The following is a 19,890-nucleotide window of genomic DNA, read 5'->3' as shown; positions in this document are numbered from 1 at the left end:
GGTAATACATAAAGCCCAGGCACTGGAAAGCGTGATATGGATTATTCTTGCTTACAAACATTGTCCTTCTGTAGGTCAGGTATTTGTGATAATTTTCTCTGGCTTTTTATTTCCCACTGAAAAACCGTGGAAATCACTCACTGCCTTGTTAACCAGCCGGTCAAGAACCGAAAAATCCTTAACCAGCCCAAAAAATATGACAAATACTCGTAACATTCTGACAGGCCTGTTAGTCCTTGCTGTACTGGCCTTATGTTTTGTCTGGCCTATTCCTAACGATCAGCTGCCGTTTCACCGTAATGGTTTGATTTATCCCATTGTCGCGGTCGCTCTTGGTCTCTTTTTTAGCAATAACGCAACCAGACAACGGCTGAATTTAAGCAAAATTAAGTTCGTTCTTATCGTGGTATGGGCGTTAACTTTCTTTATTGTGATTAATGGTTTTTTTGTCGCACCAGATATTAAAGAGATGGTTTCTGCCTGGAGCGGTCAGTGGCTACGCCCGGTATTACTGTTCTGTGCAGGGCTGGTATTATTACCGGCGATCCAACGAACCTATCCCTCCATCACCGCCGCCCGCTTCTTTACGCTGGTGATCCTCTTTTTCTGGGGCGTGGTCTGCGTTCATTTGCTGGATTCACTCTGGCTCTACTGGCGCGACGGCTATATACACTGGGGTGAAACACGGATTGTTTATAACCGCACCCGCATGAGCTTCCAGGTCAACATGATCACCGGCTTTTTGATGGCCGAGCTGCTGGCGCGTGGTCTGTTGCATCAACGCTTCCTGCGCCTGAAAACCTCAGTACTGGCGTTAATGCTGTTAAGTAATCTGGTGTGTACCGCACTGGTGGACACCCGCTGGGGCACCATCGGTCTGGTCGGCAGCATTTTCTCTACCTTTATCCTGCTGAGCATGCACAACATGCGGCGCAGCCGGGTTATCGTTACAGGTGGCATTCTTGTGGGCATTACTATTGCCTCGGTGTTACTCGGTTACGCTTCCTGGAAAACAGACCCACGCTGGCAAAATCTGGAAAGTGATGCCATAGCGGGCTGGAACGCTCCCTTTACTAGCTTTTGTTACAATAAAACAGACGGAACGGTACCGGTTAACAGTCTCGGTGTACCTATGAACCATTCCAATGGTTGTCGGGCCAGCTTTTTCCATCAGGGCTGGAAACTGATTGCCGAACATCCGGCAGGCATGGGGGCCAGAAAAGAGGCCTTCCGTTATGTATTACGCCGGGATACCCAGGATAACCGTATTAATATCCCCCATAGCCACTACGGCCTGATCGAATTTGGTATTCAGAATGGTGTGATAGGTATCGCCGGCTGGCTGATCCTGCTGGTGGGCTGCTGGTATATCGGCTGGCGGGAGTTTCGTCGCGGCAACATGATGGTGGGGATGTTCCTGCTGCTCTTTACCGTCGGCTTCTTCTGCCGGACCATGGTCGATCACAACCTTAAAGATCACTACCTTGAGCAGTATATGCTGCTGACCGGCCTGCTGGTTGGTATGTGCGCCCTACGCCCTGCACCGACCGAGAAGTTAACATCCTGATGAAGACGTCACGCCAGCGGTGTTTAACACCCTGGCGTGGAACGCTTTAGCCTGCCGGCTGTCGAAATGCCGTTGCATGTGATGGTTATACCCTTTTATTGTTGCGTATTTTTACGGAGAAAGCATGTCTGAAACGCCTCAATTAAGTCTCATCGTTGCCGTTTATAACGGCGAAAAATTCCTGAGCGCTTTTTTTGACAGCATTAAACAGCAGAATTTATCCAGTCTGGAATTGATTATTGTTAATGACGGATCGACGGATCGCTCAGCTGAAATTATTTCCCGCTACGCCAACGAATTTACCCATTTTAAGGTTATCGACCAGGCTAATGGCGGCGTATCAGCCGCGCGCAACACCGGTCTGGCCGCGGCGGCCGGCGAATACGTTGCCTTCCCGGATATTGATGACGTTATTTACCCTGGCATGTACCCGCGCCTGCTGGAGATCGCCTTTGCGGGCCAGCTGGATGTCGCGACCTGCAACGGCACCTATATTTATGACGATGGCCGTCCGTCGAAAAAAATTTTCCCGTCCGATAAGCTGGCCTCCACTGGCGTACTGGATGGCCCCGAATGGTTGCAGATGGCGCTGGCCTCGCGCAAATTCCTGCATGTCACCTGGCTGAATATTTATCGCCACGCCTTTATCAAGGCACAGGGTTTTACCTTCGAACATGGCCTGCGCCATCAGGATATCCCCTGGACCACGGAAGTACTGCTGACCGCGAAACGGGTGCAATACATTGACGAAGTCTATTACGACTATCTGATCCACTCTGCATCGGTCTCCCATACGCCAGGTACCGACGACACCCGCATGCGTTCGTCACGTCACTATATGAAGATCCTCGAAATGCTGGACGCCATCAATAAGCGCTACCCGGAGCAGGTAAAGCGTGTCCCGGCCTGTCAGTGGCAAATCGCCAAAGAGGGTTTGGGTATTTTGCATAGCATTAACAATATCGAAGACAGCGCGAAGAAACGCGAAATTACTCAGGAACTGTTCGATCGCGGCATCTGGTCGATGATCTGGCAAAACGCGCGCGGCTTACGCCAGCGCTGGCGTCTGGGACGTCGTTACTTCCGCCTTAAGAAAATCATCGGCTAACGGATATTATGAGCAAACTTAAATTACACGCAGTCTCCCGCGCTGATTTCATCGCTAAAAACTACGCAGATTTCCAGACGCTGCTGGATAACCGCGTGAACCCGGACACCATCCCGGAGCGCTTTTACTGCGGCGGGCGCGGCGGCTGGACGTTCCAGACCACCCTGGCGCTGAAGCACTATTACGGCGACGATATTGAGTGTTCTTTTGGCTCAGAGTGTCGCCCGGATGCCATCAACCTGATGCATAACGATGATTTTGGATCGCGCGTTAAACCCTGGCGTGGCGTCACCGTCGTCGCCCGTGCCGATCGTCCACCGGTGATTGGCGCCGACGTGGTGGTGGATCAGAATCCGGAAGCGGGCAACCGCAGCAATGGCGTCTTTGTACCCTACTGGCCGCAACCCGGCGTGAAACCGCGCGAACGTACCGATGAAACTGTCAAAACCGTGGCCTTTTTTGGCCGCGTGGACAGCTTCCCGGAGGCCTTCCGTAGCGACGAATTTAAGCAGCGCCTTGCTGAACAGGGCATCGACCTGCGCATCTCCTTCGATAACTGGACCAACTATCAGGACGTCGACGTCTGTATCAGCTTCCGTAAATCCCATGACCATAAGCTGACGCGTAAACCTGCCAGCAAGCTGATTAACAACTGGCTCGGCAAAACGGTAATGATCTGCGATGACGAACCCTCGTACCGTGCTATCCGCGAAAGTGAGCTTGATTACCTGATCGCCAAAACGCCTGATGAAGCCTTCGAGGCCATTATGCGCCTGAAGAATACCCCTGAACTCTATCGTCAGATGCGTGAACAGGGCGATAAACGTCTGCAGGTTTATTCCCGCGAAGCGGTCGCCGCGCGTTGGTTTAATCTGTTTGAGGATATCTGGCGTAAAGGACTGCATAAACGCCCTACTCTGATCCGCGCCCTGCGTTTTGGTTTTGGTAAAGCCATTCGCCCGCTCACTAAAAAGTTTTGAGTTACATTGAGTCCGTTCATGTTTAAAGCATCCTTACTCTCGCCCCTCACGCCGCGCCGCAATATCCTGCGCACCGTGGTGTTAACCCTGGTTTTCCTGGTGCTGTTTTCACTCTGTGAAATCATCATCCTGCTGAAAGACCATGTTTATCAGCCGAAATCCAGCGACATGTCGCTGTACCTGATTATCTCCCTGCTGGCGGCCATTAGCGCCCGCTTCTTCCTGACCCGGCTACTGCTGGCCGTCACCTTTATCGTCCAGATATCGGAAGCGGTCTATTACCAGTTCTACGGTCAGTTTTACGGCCCGAGCGAAGTATGGCTGGCCTTTGTCGAAACCAAAGATATCGCCAGCGGCATTACGGACAGCCTCGGATCGCTTGGGATTTACTTTGTCATCATGGCCGTCGCGGTGCTCTTTGCGCTGGTCTTTACCCGCCGCCTCGCGCCGCAGTGGCATAAGTGGGTCGCCATGCCTTGCCTGCTGGCTATCATGGTGATGTTTGTCGGCCAGTTCTATAAAGCCATCGACGGGCAGATGTATAAATTCAACCCGGATCTGCGCCACTCCTTACTGCGTAACGGTCTGTCCGCCATGAGCTTCAGTGCCATTCGCCTGATCCCGGAAGCCATTTCCGGCGAAAACCAGAGCCTCACGCATTATGCGCCCTATAAGGTCACGCCGGTTGAGGGTAGTCAGGCCGGGAAATACTCCATCATCCTGGCGATTGGTGAGAGCCTGAACCCGCACCACGTCAGCGCCCTGGGCTATGAACGTGACACCACCCCGGAGCTGAAAGCGCTGATGCAGCAGTATCAGGGGACCGGGCGTCTGATCGTCTCTAACGCGGTCTCGACCCGCGTGGCAATCCCGATGCTGGTGAACAACCTGCGTGAGCCGGATAACTACGGCGCCTATAAGTCGAAGTCGACCAATATCTTCACTAATGCCAAAAAACAGGGCTACCAGACGGCGTTTATCTCCGCCCAGGGCCTGGAAGGGCTGAGCAACTGGATCGGTATTCACGACATTGACCTGTGGGAAGATACGCAGATCCGCCCGGCGCCGGACGTGGGTGCCGATGTGGTGCTGACCCCTTCGGTTGAGCAGGCTAAGCTGGACTGGAACAAACCGTTCCTGATGGTGCTGAACAGCCGTGCGCCGCACATCCCTTACGAGCGCAACATCCCGCAAGGCTTCGCCAAATTCTCTACCCCACGTCTCGATGACGACGTGGCGCAGAAGAAAAACGAGTACGATGATGCCGTTCGCCTGTACGACAGAGAGCTGGCTTCGGCGATCCGTACCGCCATGGCGAAATCAAAGCTGCCGGTGCTGGTCTTTATCACCTCGGATCACGGGGAGCGCGTGGGTGATGGCGGTCTGTTTGGTCACTCTATCGTCGAGATGCCGATTGCCCAGGTGCCGTTCCTCTACTTCAGTAACGATCCGGCGTATGCGATGAGCGCCATCAGCCCGCAGATGCCGCTCAACCATTACCAGATGGCGACGCTGATCAACAAAATGCTGGGGTATACGGTCAGTAATCCGAACCAGAAAGACGACAGCTACTTTATCACCGGGGGTGATATTCGGGGACTGTCGGAGCGTGTCACCTACCACCTGAACGCGTTGCCGGAAGCGGAACGTTAAGCAGAAACAAAAAAACGGGCAGCGAATGCCCGTTTTTTTATCTGTGAACGCACGTAACGCAGGCAAATGGCTGAGCAAACGCGCCAAAGGGATAGCTTTAAACGGCCTAAATGCTTAGAATTTGCCCGCCGAAACTGAAAAAACGGATAATCGCTTGGAATTGTTGTATACCGCTCTGCTCTATATTATTCAGCCACTGGTGTGGCTACGACTGCTGCTGCGTAGCCGTAAAGCGCCTGCCTACCGTAAACGCTGGGCTGAACGCTATGGTTATTGCCGCAACAAAGTTGCGCCGGACGGTATCCTGCTCCATTCCGTTTCGGTGGGTGAAACGCTGGCCGCCATTCCGCTGGTCCGCGCCCTGCGCCACCGCTATCCGTCGCTGCCGATCACCGTCACCACCATGACGCCTACCGGTTCCGAACGCGCCATGTCCGCTTTTGGCAAAGATGTGCATCACGTCTATCTGCCGTATGATTTACCCTGTGCCATGAACCGTTTCCTTAACACCGTGCGCCCTAAGCTGGTGATCGTAATGGAAACCGAACTGTGGCCGAACATGATTTCTGCCCTGCACGCCCGCAAAATTCCCCTGGTGGTGGCTAACGCTCGCCTGTCAGAACGCTCCGCGAAGGGCTACGGCAAGCTGGGCAACTTTATGCGCCGCCTGCTGAGCAAGATCACCCTGATTGCGGCACAAAACGAAGAAGATGGCGCGCGATTCCTGTCGCTGGGCCTGAAGCGCAACCAGCTGGCGGTCACCGGCAGCCTGAAGTTTGATATTTCTGTTACCCCGGAGCTGGCTGCCCGGGCAGTCACATTGCGTCGCCAGTGGGCGCCGCGCCGCAAAGTGTGGATCGCCACCAGTACCCACGACGGTGAAGAAGAGATTATCCTGCAGGCGCACCGCCAGCTTCTTGAACGCTTCCCGGACCTGCTGCTGATCCTCGTGCCTCGTCATCCTGAACGGTTTAAAGATGCCCGCGAGATGGTGCAAAAGGGCGGATTCAGCTTCACGATGCGCAGCAGCGGTGAGATCCCGTCCGCCAGCACCCAGGTAGTGATTGGCGATACCATGGGTGAGCTGATGCTGCTTTACGGTATTGCCGATCTGGCCTTTGTGGGTGGCAGCCTCGTGGAGCGTGGCGGGCATAACCCGCTGGAGCCCGCAGCGCACGCCATCCCGGTGCTGATGGGGCCGCATACCTTCAACTTCAAAGATATCTGCGCCAAACTGCAGCAGGCGGACGGGCTGATTACCGTCACCGATGCGAACGCCATCGAAAAAGAGGTTTCAAACCTGCTGACCGACGAAGATTATCGTCTGTGGTATGGCCGTCACGCTGTCGAAGTGCTGCATCAGAACCAGGGGGCGCTGACCCGCCTGCTGCAACTGCTGCAACCTTACCTGCCCCTGCGGAGCCACTGATGTCTGCGCGTCTGTCGGTGGTGATGATCGCCAAAAACGCCGCCGACCTGCTGCCGGATTGCCTCGCCTCTGTGGCATGGGCCGATGAGCTGATCCTGCTCGACTCCGGCAGTAGCGACGACACGGTTAACATCGCCCGCGCAGCCGGCGTACAGGTCCATATCGATGCCGACTGGCAGGGTTATGGTATTCAGCGCCAGCGGGCGCAGCAGTTCGCCACCGGCGATTATGTCCTGATGCTCGACACCGACGAACGCGTGACCCCAGAGCTTAAACAGGCCATCCAGCGCGTACTGGCGGCCCCTCAGCCTGATGTTGTCTACAGCATCGCCCGGCGAAACTATTTCCTTGGCCGCTTTATGCGTCACAGCGGCTGGTATCCCGATCGCGTTATGCGTCTTTATCCGCGGACGCGCTATCAGTACAACGATAACCTGGTTCATGAGTCGCTGGCCTGCGACGGTGCGCCAGTGACTGCCCTCGATGGCGACCTCCTGCATCTGACCTGCCGTGATTTCGCCAGCTTTCAGCGTAAACAGCTTAATTACGCCACGGCGTGGGCCCAGGAGCGCCATCAGCGCGGCAAGAAAACCTCGCTGGCTGGGATTTTCAGCCACACCGTCGGCGCGTTTCTGAAGACGCTGGTGCTACGTGGCGGCGTGCTGGACGGTAAGCAGGGCTGGTTACTGGCGGTGGTTAATGCCCAGTATACTTTTAATAAATACACCGAGCTGTGGGCGCTGAGCCGCGGCTACTCTGAGAAAGCGTGAGCCATGAGCACAAAAGCGATTTATCCGGGTACCTTTGATCCTGTCACCAACGGCCATATCGATATCGTCACGCGTGCCGCAAACATGTTTGATACGGTGATTCTGGCGATTGCCGCCAGCCCCAGCAAAAAGCCCCTGTTCGATCTCGATGAGCGGGTTGCGCTGGCGAAAGCCGCAACGGCACATCTGACCAATGTTGACGTGGTGGGCTTTAGCGATCTGATGGCGAACTTTGCCCGCGCTCAGCAGGCCAATATCCTGATTCGCGGACTGCGCGCGGTGGCCGATTTTGAATATGAGATGCAGCTGGCGCACATGAACCGCCATCTGATGCCCGAGCTGGAAAGTGTCTTTCTGATGCCGTCCAAAGAGTGGTCGTTTATCTCCTCTTCGCTGGTCAAAGAGGTGGCGCGCCACGCAGGTGACGTCACCCATTTCTTACCCGCCAGCGTGCATCAGGCGCTGATGGACAAGCTGAAATAAGGGTTTTGCCCGGTGGCGCTGCGCTTACCGGGCCTCCGCATCATTTCTGGCACTGACGGCAATAGAACGTTGCCCGTTGGGCATGCTTCGTTGCCACAATCGGTGTGCCACAGACCCGACACGGCTCATCTTTACGGCCATAGACCTGTAGCTCCTGAGCAAAGTAGCCCGGCTTGCCGTCGCTTTGCAGGAAGTCTTTCAGGGTAGTTCCGCCCTGCTCAATCGAACGCAGCAGTACGGCTTTGATCACCCGCACCAGCAGCTCGCACTCCTGCGACGACAGAGATGAGGCTAACCGATCGGGATGGATCCCGGCGGCAAACAGCGATTCGCTGGCGTAGATATTGCCCACGCCGACCACCAGCTTGTTATCCATCAGCCAGGGTTTAATGGCGGTTTTCTTCTTCGCGCACTTCGCCTTCAGGTACTCCGCGTTAAACGCGTCAGAGAGCGGCTCCGGCCCGAGGTGCGCCAGCACATTATGCCCTTCCAGCTCTTTGGTCCACAGCCAGGCGCCAAAACGACGCGGATCGGTATAGCGCAGCACTTTGCCGTTGCTCATCACCAGATCGACATGGTCATGTTTTTCTGCGGGCAACTCTTCGCTGAGGATGCGCAGGCTCCCGGACATGCCCAGATGGATGATGATCCAACCGTCAGGCAACTCAAGCAGCAGGTACTTTGCGCGGCGCTGTACGCTGAGAACCGGTTTATCGCTTAGCGCATGGATCTCGTCAGAGACCGGCCAGCGAAGACGACCGTTACGGACAACAGCGTGAAGAATGGTCGCACCGACCAGATGAGGCTCAATGCCACGGCGGCTGGTCTCTACCTCAGGTAATTCAGGCATGGTTCCTCCGTTGAGATGCAGAATGCAAAAAACCCCGCAGATGCGGGGTTTTTCAATACAAGGAATCTAAAATTATTTGATTTTAGCTTCTTTGTACATAACGTGCTGGCGTACAACTGGATCGAACTTTTTCAGTTCCAGTTTTTCCGGCTTAGTACGTTTGTTCTTCGTGGTGGTGTAGAAGTGACCTGTACCAGCAGAAGAAACCAGCTTGATTTTCTCGCGAATACCTTTAGCCATGATTTATTTCCTCTTTAAGTACTTAGTACTTTTCGCCACGGGCACGCAGTTCAGACAGAACTGTATCGATGCCTTTCTTATCAATTACACGCATACCTTTAGCAGATACGCGCAGGGTGACAAAACGCTTCTCGCTCTCAACCCAGAAACGGTGAGAGTGCAGGTTCGGCAGGAAACGGCGTTTAGTCGCGTTCAGTGCGTGGGAACGGTTGTTACCGGTCACCGGACGCTTGCCAGTAACTTGGCAGACTCGGGACATGTCTATTCTCCAAAAATCAAATTAGCTCGAGCTTCGTATGGGGTATCGGCGCCTCGTCAGGCTTTACAGCCCGGTCATCGCGTAGTTCTTAGTGAACCATCGATTGCCAGGCCCAATTGCCAAACCCGAGATTCTCAAAGGTGGCGTAGTATACGCTGACTCGCGGATGTGCTCAAGTCCCGAACAGACAAAGATCCCGATGGATCGCGAGAAATGGCTTAAATCCACCCACGTTCGGCAAACGAAACGTACTCTCCGCGGCCAATGACCAGATGATCAAGAACACAAATGTCCATGAATTGACAGCATTTAATGATGCGTGCGGTCACGTCTCTGTCGGCTTTGCTCGGTTCGGCGCGCCCTGAGGGGTGATTATGCGCGAGGATCACGCCCGCGGCATTCACTTTTATCGCTTCGCGCACAATTTCCCGGGGATGCACCTCAACGTGGCGCAGGGTTCCCGAAAATAACCGGCTGTGGCTCAGCACCCGGTTTTGGTTATCGAGGAAGATAACCATAAAGATCTCGCGCTCCTCTTCCGCCAGTTGGCTGCGCACAAACTCCCGGGTCATCTGCGGGTCTTTTAGCGGATTGATGCTCCGAATCCCCGAGCAGTAATAACGGCGGGCAAGCTCCGCAATCCCTTTCAGCTGGGCGAATGTCGCCAGGCCAATTCCCTCGACCCGCCTGAAATCCTTCAGCTCTGCGGATAACAAACCGTGCAGCGAGCCGAAATGCTGCAACAGATCTCTGGCAAGCGCAAACACGTTTTTACTCCGCGTCCCGGTACGCAGGAAGAGCGCCAGCAGCTCTTCGTCCGTCAGCCGTGTCGCGCCATCCCGTAGCATTTTCTCCCGCGGCAGCAGCGGGGATAGTGTCTCCATACCCTCTCCTTCTCCATCACCACGCTATGCTGCCACAGCACCTGTCGCCTCACGAGGCTCTGTTTTTCGTATTGCGTAGCGCCTCGCAAAGTGGCGGATGGACAACAGCACGATGCTTTTCGGATTGTGATAAAATGCCCGCCTCTCAGCTGAACCCAACAGGAAAGAATCATGATGAGCCTGGCCGGTAAAAAAATCGTTCTTGGCGTGAGCGGCGGCATTGCAGCCTATAAAACGCCGGAACTGGTGCGCCGTTTACGCGAGCGCGGGGCGGACGTGCGGGTGGCAATAACCGAAGGGGGCAAAGCGTTCATTACGCCGCTGAGCCTGCAGGCCGTTTCAGGCTACCCGGTGTCGGACAGCCTGCTCGATCCGGCGGCAGAAGCCGCAATGGGCCATATTGAGCTGGGTAAATGGGCCGATTTAGTCATCCTCGCCCCCGCCACCGCCGATCTCATCGCCCGCGTTGCCGCCGGCATGGCTAACGACCTGGTTACCACTATTTGCCTGGCCACTCCGGCGCCCGTTGCCGTGGTCCCGGCCATGAACCAGCAGATGTACCGCAACGCGGCAACGCAGCATAACCTGGCGACCCTCGCCTCTCGCGGGCTGTTAATCTGGGGGCCGGATAGCGGTAGCCAGGCCTGTGGCGATGTGGGTCCGGGCCGCATGCTGGATCCGCTGGCGATTGTGGATCTGGCCGCGAGTCATTTTTCACCTGTCAACGATCTGCAACATCTCAACATCATGATTACCGCGGGTCCGACGCGTGAACCGCTGGATCCGGTGCGCTATATCACCAACCAAAGCTCCGGCAAGATGGGCTTTGCGATTGCCGCCGCCGCCGCGTCGCGCGGGGCAAAGGTGACGCTGGTGAGCGGCCCGGTTTCGCTGCCAACGCCTCCAGGGGTGCAGCGCATCGACGTCACTACCGCGCTGGAAATGGACGCCGCGGTTCAGGCCCATGCGCAGCAGCAGCAGATTTTTATCGGCTGTGCTGCCGTGGCGGACTATCGTGCTGCCGCCATAGCCGATGAGAAAATCAAAAAGCAAGGCGATGAAATCACGATAAAAATGGTGAAAAACCCCGATATCGTAGCCGGGGTCGCGGCATTAAAAGATCGCCGCCCTTACGTCGTTGGGTTTGCCGCTGAAACGAATAATGTGGAAGAATATGCCCGGCAAAAACGTACCCGCAAAAACCTCGATTTGATTTGCGCGAACGACGTATCGCTGGCCTCACAAGGATTCAACAGCGACAGCAACGCATTGCACCTTTTCTGGCAGGATGGAGATAAAGTCTTACCGCTTGAGCGCAAGGAACTCCTGGGCCAACAATTACTGGACGAGATCGTTACCCGTTATGATGAAAAAAATCGACGTTAAGATTCTGGACCCGCGTGTTGGTCAGCAATTTCCACTGCCGACCTATGCCACTTCCGGCTCTGCCGGTCTTGACCTGCGTGCCTGCCTCGACGACGCCGTAGAACTGGCACCCGGCGCTACCACGCTGCTGCCGACCGGCCTTGCGATCCACATTGCCGACGCCTCTCTGGCGGCGGTGATCCTGCCGCGTTCCGGCCTGGGTCATAAGCATGGTATCGTGCTGGGCAACCTGGTGGGTCTTATCGATTCTGACTATCAGGGTCAACTGATGGTTTCTGTCTGGAACCGTGGCCAGGAGAGCTTCACCATTCAACCCGGCGAGCGTGTCGCCCAGATGGTGTTCGTCCCGGTGGTACAGGCTGAATTTAATCTGGTAGAAGATTTCGACGCGACCGATCGCGGCGAAGGCGGCTTCGGCCATTCCGGGCGTAAATAAACCCGGCTATACGCATCCCACAACGTATAACGTAATAACAAACCGCAAACAGCCGTTTGCGGTCGTTGTGTGGACGTCAGCCTGACTAGTGATTATTTTCAGGGGTATTTTGTAACATGGCAGAAAAACAAACAGCGAAAAGGAATCGTCGCGAAGAAATACTTCAATCTCTGGCTCTGATGCTTGAATCCAGCGATGGCAGTCAACGCATCACCACCGCAAAACTGGCCGCCTCTGTGGGCGTGTCGGAAGCGGCGCTGTACCGTCATTTTCCCAGCAAAACGCGGATGTTCGACAGCCTGATCGAGTTTATCGAAGATAGCCTGATCACGCGTATCAACCTGATTCTGAAGGATGAAAAAGACACCACCGCACGGCTGCGTCTGATTGTCCTGCTGATCCTCGGTTTCGGCGAGCGCAATCCGGGGTTAACCCGTATCCTGACCGGCCACGCGCTGATGTTTGAACAGGACAGATTGCAGGGGCGTATTAACCAGCTTTTCGAACGTATTGAGGCGCAGCTGCGCCAGGTATTACGCGAAAAGAAAATGCGCGAAGGGGAAGGCTTCACCACGGATGAATCACTGCTTGCCGGGCAAGTTCTGGCCTTCTGTGAAGGGATGCTCTCCCGCTTTGTGCGCAGTGAATTCAAATATCGTCCGACGGACGATTTTGATGCCCGCTGGCCGCTCGTGGCCGCGCAGTTGCAGTAACCCTGTATCCGCCTTATCCGGCCTACGGTTTTCGTAGGCCCGGTAAGCGTCGCGCCACCGGGCCATTGACTTATACGCCGTACGCTTCGCGATAGGCGCGCACTGCCGCCAGGCTCTCTGCCATCTCCGGCTTCTCTTCCATCCAGGCAATCAGATCTTTCAGGGTGATGATTGAGGTCACTTTGCAGTTGTAGTCACGCTCCACTTCCTGAATGGCGGAGATATCGCCACGTCCGCGCTCCTGGCGGTCCAGCGAGATCAGCACGCCCGCCAGCGTGGCGTTATTCGCCTGGATAATCTCCATCGATTCACGGATGGCGGTGCCTGCGGTGATCACATCGTCTACCAGCATCACCCGACCTTGCAACGCGCTACCGACCAGATTACCGCCTTCGCCGTGGGTTTTGGCCTCTTTGCGGTTAAAGCAGTACGGCACATCGCGATCGTGATGCTCCGCCAGTGCCACGGCGGTGGTGGTCGCAATCGGAATACCTTTGTACGCCGGGCCAAACAGCAGGTCGAATTCGATCCCGGAATCCACCAGCGCTTCGGCATAGAAGCGGCCTAACAGTGCCAGATCGCGCCCGGTATTAAACAGCCCGGCGTTAAAGAAATAGGGGCTCTTGCGCCCGGATTTCAGCGTAAATTCGCCAAACTTAAGTACCTGCTTGCTAAGCGCAAACTCAATAAACTGGCGCTGATACGGTTTCATGGATTCGCTCCTTTCTCTTTTCTCTCTTACAGGCAAAAAAAAGGCGACTCATCAGTCGCCTTTAAAATCAATTTTCTAACGCCGCCTTCTGCGTCGTTACGATAGATTCGATCCCCTCTCGGGCCAACGCCAGCAGAGAGAGCAGCTCTTCGTGGGTAAACGGCTCGCCTTCTGCCGTGCCCTGTACCTCGATGATGCGACCATCTTCGGTCATCACCACGTTCATGTCGGTCTCTGCCGCGGAGTCTTCAACGTACTCCAGATCGCACAGCGCTTCGCCATTGACGATACCTACTGATACCGCCGCCACCATGCCTTTCAGCGGGTTCGCTTTCAGTTTACCGGTCGCAACCAGTTTGTTCAGGGCATCGGCCAGCGCCACACAGGCTCCGGTAATAGAGGCAGTACGGGTGCCGCCGTCCGCCTGGATCACGTCGCAGTCCAGGGTGATGGTGAACTCGCCCAGGGTTTTCAGATCAACAGCGGCGCGCAGCGCACGCGCGATCAGACGCTGGATCTCCATGGTGCGACCGCCCTGCTTGCCCTTCGCCGCTTCGCGGGCGTTACGGGTGTGGGTGGAGCGTGGCAGCATGCCATATTCGGCAGTGATCCAGCCCTGCCCCTGGCCTTTCAGAAAGCGCGGTACGCCTTCTTCAATGGAGGCGGTGCACAGGACTTTGGTGTCACCAAATTCAACAAGCACGGAACCTTCAGCGTGTTTTGTATAGTTACGGGTCAGGGTGACGGGGCGCACCTGGTTGGCGCTACGACCTGATGGACGCATGATGATATCTCCGGCTTGAAACGAATGTGGCTGCGCATTATACGGATTAAACGCGCTTATTCCTATCCTGAGAAAGCCCCGAAAGCTATAATCCCCCCATCTCTCCTCTGAAAACGGAAAAGTCTATGATCCGCAGTATGACCGCCTACGCCCGCCGTGAAATCAAGGGTAGCTGGGGCAGCGCTACCTGGGAAATGCGCTCGGTAAACCAACGCTATCTTGAAACCTATTTCCGTATGCCAGAACAGTTCCGCAGCCTTGAGCCTGTCGTGCGTGAGCGTATCCGCGCTCGCCTGACCCGCGGAAAGATTGAATGCAACCTGCGTTTTGAGCCCGATGCGAGCGCGCAAGGTGAGCTGATCCTGAACGAGAAACTGGCTAAACAGCTGGTGAACGCCGCTAATTGGGTCAAAATGCAGAGCGACGAAGGCGAAATTAACCCGGTGGATATTCTGCGCTGGCCTGGCGTGATGGCGGCAGGCGAACAGGATCTGGACGCCATTACCGCTGAGATCCTTACCGCGCTGGACAGCACGCTGGACGATTTCATTTTAGCCCGTGAAACCGAAGGTCAGGCGTTGAAAGCGCTGATCGAGCAACGCCTGGAAGGCGTTAGCGGTGAAGTGGCGAAAGTCCGCGCCCATATGCCGGAGATTCTGCAGTGGCAGCGTGAGCGTCTGGTCGCCAAACTGGAAGATGCCGAAGTCCAGCTGGAAAACAACCGTCTCGAACAGGAGCTGGTGCTGATGGCCCAGCGTATCGATGTGGCGGAAGAGCTGGATCGTCTGGAAGCGCACGTCAAAGAGACCTACAACATCCTGAAGAAGAAAGAGGCCGTGGGCCGTCGTCTCGACTTTATGATGCAGGAATTCAACCGCGAGTCGAACACGCTGGCGTCCAAGTCTATCAACGCCGAAGTCACTAACTCTGCGATTGAACTGAAGGTGCTTATTGAGCAGATGCGCGAACAGATTCAGAATATCGAATAAACATTAGCGCGCGTTTTTCGCTATTAATGGTCCCGCTAAGGGACCATTGTCAATTAATGACTTTAAGTATGTCCTGAATCCCACCTGCGCATCAGAATATAAGAACTCCTTTTCTATTTTTGTTAGAATGCACGCCGCACTCAATATTCTTATCTTTCCTCTCAGGAAACATAATGGCAAACATCAACTTATCCTTAGAGGAAGCCTCCAGCCTCTCAGTTGACCGCGATTTCCGGCAGGACATTAACCTGCTGCGCGGAATAGCCATTCTTTCTGTAGTGTTTTATCACTTTATCGCCACCCTGCTGCCCGGCGGTTTCGCTGGTGTGGATGTGTTTTTCGTTATCTCCGGCTTCTTGATGACCAAAATCATCGCCACAGGCCTTGAGCGAAATAGCTTCAACCTTATTCAGTTTTATGCCGCGCGCTGTAAAAGAATAATTCCCGCGCTGCTGGCGATGTGTCTGATCGTCGCCGCGACGACCTTTTTCTGGTTGCCAACAAATGAGTACCAGAAACTCGGAAATTATATTGGCTATGCTGCCTTATTTATATCCAATCTGAAACTTAACAAAGAGTCCGGGGACTATTTTGCTCCCGACTCCCATGAGAACTGGTTTTTACATACCTGGTCATTGTCCGTCGAATGGCAATTTTATCTGGTGTTACCCTTCATTATGATGGGGCTCTATCCCCTCAGAAAAAAACTGAACACCGGTTTATGCCTGGCCATACTCACCGTTGCGTCGTTTATCGTGAGTGTCACCCACACGCCCAACGCTGCGGCCACCAGCTTCTACCTGATGCCTTATCGCGCCTGGGAGATGTTATGCGGTGGGCTGGTGTGGTATGCCTCGCAGCGCTTTGTGATGCCGTTGATGCTTCGCCCGGTTGCGGCAATCGCGGGTTACACGCTGATCCTGCTGTCACTCTTTTTCATCACCGCTGAGCATGCCTGGCCAGGACCGCTGACCTTACTGCCCGTCGCGGGCGCGATGCTGGTGATCTACAGCGACTACCAGCCGCTGGTGAGCCTGTTCGACCGTAATTTTCGCTGGGCGGGGCTGAGCTCGTACTCCGTCTATTTATGGCACTGGCCTGTGGCGGTGGTTCTGCTCTACAGCGGAAAGCTGCACAACGGGCTGTGGGTCATGAGCGCGATTGCGCTCTCCTTCGCCATCGGCTGGCTGTCGTGGGTGCTGATTGAGCAACCCGGCAAAAATTACCTTAGCCAGCGTTCAAGCCGCGCTTTCTGGTTGATCCTCTTTGCCTGCGTAGGTGTCGCCTGGCTGTTCAGCTATCTGGTGAAAAACCAGATCGTGGTCAGCCAGCCCGACCCGCTCGTCAATAAAATCGCGCTGGAAGCCACCAACAAAAACTACGCTGCCAATCCTAAAACGCACCTGAGCGCCTATGGCACAGGGAAGCCCGTCGCCATCATCATTGGCGACAGCCATGCGGAAGCCACCGCAACCGCGCTGGCAGAAGCGGCGCAAGGTAGGGGCTCTGTTATCGGGATCACCTACTCTGGCTGTCCGACGCTGGCAAGGGGCGAACTGGGGGCGCGCAATCGATGCGGGGAATTTAACCGCTCTCTCCCTTCAAGGCTGAAGGATTACGCGCCGGACGTACCGGTGGTGATTGTGAACCGCCTGACGCACTATGCCGAAAAGCAGCTTGTCACCTTCGGGGCCGGGCAGCAAAACAAGCAGGACTACCTGCGTCAGTACTCTGATGCCATCGTTGATATGGCATGCTCGCTCAACAGTACGCGTCCTGTTTATCTGGTGAATCCGATCCCCGAGATGGCGCAAAACGTTCCCCGCACGTTATCTCATCGCCTGATGACCGGCAAAACCACGCACGACTTATCCATACCCGTCGCGACTTACGCCAAACAAAACGCCGTTATTTTGCAGGCGCAGGCGCGGGCGGCAAAACAGTGTGGCGTTCAGGTGCTCGATCCCACCGCCTGGCTCTGTACGGCGGGCCGCTGCATGGGCAGTAAGAATTTACAACCATGGTATTTCGACGATAACCACCTCAGCGAAACCGGGAATAAGATGCTGGTGCCGATGTTCCGGCAGATTTTTAGCCCCCAGCAGCGTTAAAGGCCAAATTAATCTAATGCAATATCTATGTTAAAAACAGGTAATAGACCTCTTTAAGCCAAAGTTGCATTAGATAATCTAATGCATATTCGATCGCACAAGAAAATCTAAATCGTGAGCCAGAGCACAAAACGTTACCCTGACGCTCTTATTTCTGGGGGTAACATGCTGCTGCATATCCTGTATCTGATCGGTATCACCGCTGAAGCCATGACCGGCGCCCTCGCCGCCGGACGTCGTCGTATGGACACCTTCGGCGTCATTATTATTGCCACTGCCACGGCGCTGGGTGGCGGCTCCGTTCGGGATATCCTGCTGGGCCACTATCCGCTCGGCTGGGTCCAACATCCTGAGTATGTGATTATTGTGGCCGTCGCCGCCGTGTTGACCACCATTGCCGCCCCGGTTATGCCCCATCTGCGCCGTCTGTTTCTGGTGCTGGATGCCCTCGGCCTGATCGTCTTCTCCATTATTGGCGCCCAGGTCGCGCTGGATATGGGCCAGGGCCCGGTGATCGCCACTATCGCGGCGGTGATCACCGGCGTCTTTGGCGGCGTGCTGCGCGATATGTTCTGTAAACGCATCCCGCTGGTCTTTCAGAAAGAACTCTACGCTGGCGTCTCTTTCGCCTCCGCCGTGCTCTATGTCGCTTTGCAGCATTACGTGAGCAATCAGGATGTGGTGATCATCTCCACGCTCTTATTTGGCTTTACCGCCCGCATGCTGGCGCTGCGTCTGAAACTGGGATTACCCGTTTTTTATTACACCCACGATAGTCACTAAAAGCCCTCTACGCCCTGTTCACCCAGCCAGGAAGCCAGGGCGTTAACGGTGGGATGATGAACAAAATCCACCAGCCTGTGCGCCTTTTCCGGGCCGATGCCCGGCACCTGATGCCAGCGTAACGCATCTCTCTCCAGTAACTGCTGCCACTGCCGATCGCTAAGCGCGCGCAGGGCCCTTCGCGGCAGGGGAACGCCAAGCGCATCCAGCCAGCGGGTAAAAGGCTGACGGCGAACCAGATTGAATTGATGCCAGAGCCGCAGGCCCCGCTCTGACGTTATGCCGGGTGTGTGTTGCAACTGCTCCTGACTGAGCGCCAGCCAGGAAAAGAGATGTTCAAAGTGGTGCGCCTGATGCAGCGACTGCCAGCCAGCCTCACCCAGCCCGGCGATATTTAACACCGACGACGAACTCAGCCACTTCAGCCGGGCCATAAACTGCCCGTGGCACTCCGGCGCGGCATAAAAACAGGTGAGCGGGGTAAAACGCCTTTCTGGCGGCACGGGTTTGCGGCGATCGCTCCCCCGCCAGACGACGTTATCCACGCGCGGGATCCCCTGCCCGGCCAGACTAATTTGGATCTGATCCCCCGGCGCAATATCCAGCGCCTGCCAGCGTCCCACTGACCCGAGGTTTACGCGCTGCACCTGCTTATCATCAAGCTGTACGGGCTCCAGGATGGCAACCACCGCGATCCTGCCGGTACGCCCCACGGTGAAATTGATGGCCCGAACTTCGGCAACCCGGGCGACCGGCGCATATTTCCACGCCACGACCCAACTGCCCTCGCCGGGAAGCCAGCGGTGACCCGGAGGCTCCTGCGCCGAGCGGATGATGACCCCATCGGTCACAAACGGCAGGGGCGATGTAAACCAGCGTTCGCGTATTTTTTCTGCTGACTCCAGCGAACTGACTTTATGCGTCCATAACCCGGTAAGGGTGAACCCTGCCTGGGTTAATGCCTGTAGCCGTTCAGGCATCGAGGCGGGGCCGTCCGGCCATGCCCAGATGAAAATACCGATCTTATCCAGCCCTGCGCCGGTATCGTGTCGCATCATCGTCCCGGCGACTTTTGCCCGCGCATTCATCCCACCCATCTGCTTCTGGATATGGTTATCGCGCAGTAAAAAGAGCTCCCCCTGCAACACGCTGTTGGCAAGCGGGCCTTTTACCTGCCCGGGAACCGAGGCGATGCGTTTTACTTTCTCCGTCCAGTCTTCGCCTTTAAGTCCGTCGCCACGGCTGGTGGCCTGCACCAGTTGACCCTGGCGGTAGACCAGCGTGACCGCCACACCATCCACTTTTGGCTGGATCCAGAGATCGCGACGCGACTGCATCCACTGGCGGAGCGCTGTTTTATCGGCTATCTTCGCGACTCCAGTGTGGCCGACCGGGTGCCTGACCGAACCACCCGCAGCCACCGGTACGTCTGCCGCCTGTTCGTCGCCAAAGCAGTGCCGCCACTGTTTAAGCCTTGCCGCCAGCTGGTCATAGACTTCGTCGTTGACGTCGCTGGTGCCCTGTTGCCAGTACGCCTTATCCCAGCGTGCTATTTGCGCGCTGAGCCTGGCTATCTCCTGCTCTGCCTGGGTAGGCGACCAGACCGGGCATATCGCCTGACCGGCACTGCTCCAGATTGCTAACAGCACGCTAAAATATCGCCACATCGTCACTCCTCCCTGTTTTGCAGGGGGTATAACGCGAAGCACAGCCGCAGGCGAGAGGCAAAAAACGACTTTACGAGGCAATCTCA

20 protein-coding genes are annotated in these 19,890 nt (G+C 55.7%); 13 read left to right on the top strand and 7 right to left on the bottom strand.

The genetic code is table 11. The annotated features are described in order from the left end of the window. The first annotated feature begins 196 nt into the window (after positions 1-196). The 7 genes from ACOKCT_RS18520 to coaD all read left to right on the top strand — a co-directional run bounded on the left by ACOKCT_RS18520 (position 197) and on the right by coaD (position 7,990). The gene (locus ACOKCT_RS18520) at positions 197-1,567 is read left to right on the top strand and encodes an O-antigen ligase family protein (RefSeq protein WP_159340409.1); all 1,371 of its coding nucleotides are present in this window, start codon (positions 197-199) and stop codon (positions 1,565-1,567) included. A 124-nt stretch (positions 1,568-1,691) separates the two neighbouring features. Continuing rightward, the gene (locus ACOKCT_RS18515; protein ID WP_103177723.1) at positions 1,692-2,675 is read left to right on the top strand and encodes a glycosyltransferase; all 984 of its coding nucleotides are present in this window, start codon (positions 1,692-1,694) and stop codon (positions 2,673-2,675) included. Positions 2,676-2,683: 8 nt separating this feature from the next. Further along, entirely contained in the window at positions 2,684-3,655 is a 972-nt protein-coding gene (locus tag ACOKCT_RS18510; protein ID WP_103177722.1) for a glycosyltransferase, read from the top strand. Between the two features lie 18 nt (positions 3,656-3,673). After that, a complete protein-coding gene (locus ACOKCT_RS18505) occupies positions 3,674-5,308 on the top strand; it encodes a sulfatase-like hydrolase/transferase (protein WP_159340410.1) in 1,635 nt (544 codons plus the stop codon). 154 nt (positions 5,309-5,462) lie between these two features. Further along, the gene (waaA, locus tag ACOKCT_RS18500) at positions 5,463-6,737 is read left to right on the top strand and encodes a lipid IV(A) 3-deoxy-D-manno-octulosonic acid transferase (protein WP_103181012.1); all 1,275 of its coding nucleotides are present in this window, start codon (positions 5,463-5,465) and stop codon (positions 6,735-6,737) included. Further along, positions 6,737-7,507, top strand: a complete 771-nt coding sequence (locus tag ACOKCT_RS18495; protein WP_159340411.1) for a glycosyltransferase family 2 protein — start codon at positions 6,737-6,739, stop codon at positions 7,505-7,507. Before waaA ends, ACOKCT_RS18495 begins: the two co-directional genes overlap by 1 nt. Before the next feature lie 3 nt (positions 7,508-7,510). Next, entirely contained in the window at positions 7,511-7,990 is a 480-nt protein-coding gene (coaD, locus tag ACOKCT_RS18490) for a pantetheine-phosphate adenylyltransferase (protein ID WP_159340412.1), read from the top strand. Positions 7,991-8,030: 40 nt separating this feature from the next. On the opposite strand, the gene mutM is transcribed toward coaD, so the two are convergent. From mutM to radC, 4 genes are all read right to left on the bottom strand, one after another. Then, a complete protein-coding gene (gene mutM / locus ACOKCT_RS18485; RefSeq protein ID WP_103177718.1) occupies positions 8,031-8,840 on the bottom strand; it encodes a bifunctional DNA-formamidopyrimidine glycosylase/DNA-(apurinic or apyrimidinic site) lyase in 810 nt (269 codons plus the stop codon). Between the two features lie 72 nt (positions 8,841-8,912). Beyond that, the gene (rpmG, locus tag ACOKCT_RS18480) at positions 8,913-9,080 is read right to left on the bottom strand and encodes a 50S ribosomal protein L33 (RefSeq protein WP_013094893.1); all 168 of its coding nucleotides are present in this window, start codon (positions 9,078-9,080) and stop codon (positions 8,913-8,915) included. 22 nt (positions 9,081-9,102) lie between these two features. After that, a complete protein-coding gene (gene rpmB / locus ACOKCT_RS18475; protein WP_002436699.1) occupies positions 9,103-9,339 on the bottom strand; it encodes a 50S ribosomal protein L28 in 237 nt (78 codons plus the stop codon). 218 nt (positions 9,340-9,557) lie between these two features. Further along, complete coding sequence (gene radC / locus ACOKCT_RS18470) at positions 9,558-10,223, bottom strand: RadC family protein (RefSeq protein ID WP_156653683.1); 666 nt, start codon at positions 10,221-10,223, stop codon at positions 9,558-9,560. A 174-nt stretch (positions 10,224-10,397) separates the two neighbouring features. On the opposite strand from radC, the gene coaBC reads away from it, so the two are divergent. From coaBC to slmA, 3 genes are all read left to right on the top strand, one after another. Then, positions 10,398-11,609, top strand: a complete 1,212-nt coding sequence (gene coaBC, locus ACOKCT_RS18465) for a bifunctional phosphopantothenoylcysteine decarboxylase/phosphopantothenate--cysteine ligase CoaBC (protein ID WP_156655424.1) — start codon at positions 10,398-10,400, stop codon at positions 11,607-11,609. Then, positions 11,587-12,045: a dUTP diphosphatase gene (gene dut, locus ACOKCT_RS18460; RefSeq protein WP_168191994.1), complete on the top strand. Its 459-nt coding sequence runs from the start codon at positions 11,587-11,589 to the stop codon at positions 12,043-12,045. Before coaBC ends, dut begins: the two co-directional genes overlap by 23 nt. A gap of 116 nt (positions 12,046-12,161) precedes the next feature. After that, positions 12,162-12,758 carry a nucleoid occlusion factor SlmA gene (gene slmA / locus ACOKCT_RS18455; protein WP_103177716.1) on the top strand — a complete coding sequence of 199 codons (597 nt, stop codon included), beginning with the start codon at positions 12,162-12,164 and terminating at the stop codon, positions 12,756-12,758. A 70-nt stretch (positions 12,759-12,828) separates the two neighbouring features. On the opposite strand, the gene pyrE is transcribed toward slmA, so the two are convergent. Further along, complete coding sequence (gene pyrE / locus ACOKCT_RS18450; RefSeq protein WP_103177715.1) at positions 12,829-13,470, bottom strand: orotate phosphoribosyltransferase; 642 nt, start codon at positions 13,468-13,470, stop codon at positions 12,829-12,831. Between the two features lie 67 nt (positions 13,471-13,537). Then, positions 13,538-14,254, bottom strand: a complete 717-nt coding sequence (gene rph / locus ACOKCT_RS18445) for a ribonuclease PH (RefSeq protein ID WP_159340413.1) — start codon at positions 14,252-14,254, stop codon at positions 13,538-13,540. Between the two features lie 125 nt (positions 14,255-14,379). On the opposite strand from rph, the gene ACOKCT_RS18440 reads away from it, so the two are divergent. From ACOKCT_RS18440 to ACOKCT_RS18430, 3 genes are all read left to right on the top strand, one after another. Next, on the top strand, positions 14,380-15,243 hold the full coding sequence (locus ACOKCT_RS18440; RefSeq protein ID WP_103177713.1) for a YicC/YloC family endoribonuclease: 864 nt from the start codon (positions 14,380-14,382) through the stop codon (positions 15,241-15,243). A 173-nt stretch (positions 15,244-15,416) separates the two neighbouring features. Next, entirely contained in the window at positions 15,417-17,354 is a 1,938-nt protein-coding gene (locus ACOKCT_RS18435; protein ID WP_159340414.1) for an acyltransferase family protein, read from the top strand. Between the two features lie 165 nt (positions 17,355-17,519). Then, positions 17,520-18,137, top strand: coding sequence for a trimeric intracellular cation channel family protein (locus tag ACOKCT_RS18430; protein WP_103177699.1), 618 nt, complete (start codon positions 17,520-17,522; stop codon positions 18,135-18,137). Here ACOKCT_RS18430 and ligB read toward each other — a convergent pair. Beyond that, a complete protein-coding gene (gene ligB, locus ACOKCT_RS18425) occupies positions 18,134-19,804 on the bottom strand; it encodes an NAD-dependent DNA ligase LigB (protein ID WP_290567180.1) in 1,671 nt (556 codons plus the stop codon). The two genes, ACOKCT_RS18430 and ligB, sit on opposite strands and share 4 nt — an antisense overlap. Positions 19,805-19,890 lie beyond the last annotated feature (86 nt).

Origin of the sequence: Leclercia sp. M-A074-M, assembly GCF_965195605.1 — a bacterium.
Taxonomy (GTDB): Bacteria; Pseudomonadota; Gammaproteobacteria; order Enterobacterales; family Enterobacteriaceae; genus Enterobacter.
The sequence above is the reverse complement of the archived record's forward strand: the minus strand, read 5'-3'. Positions and strand labels throughout refer to the sequence as shown.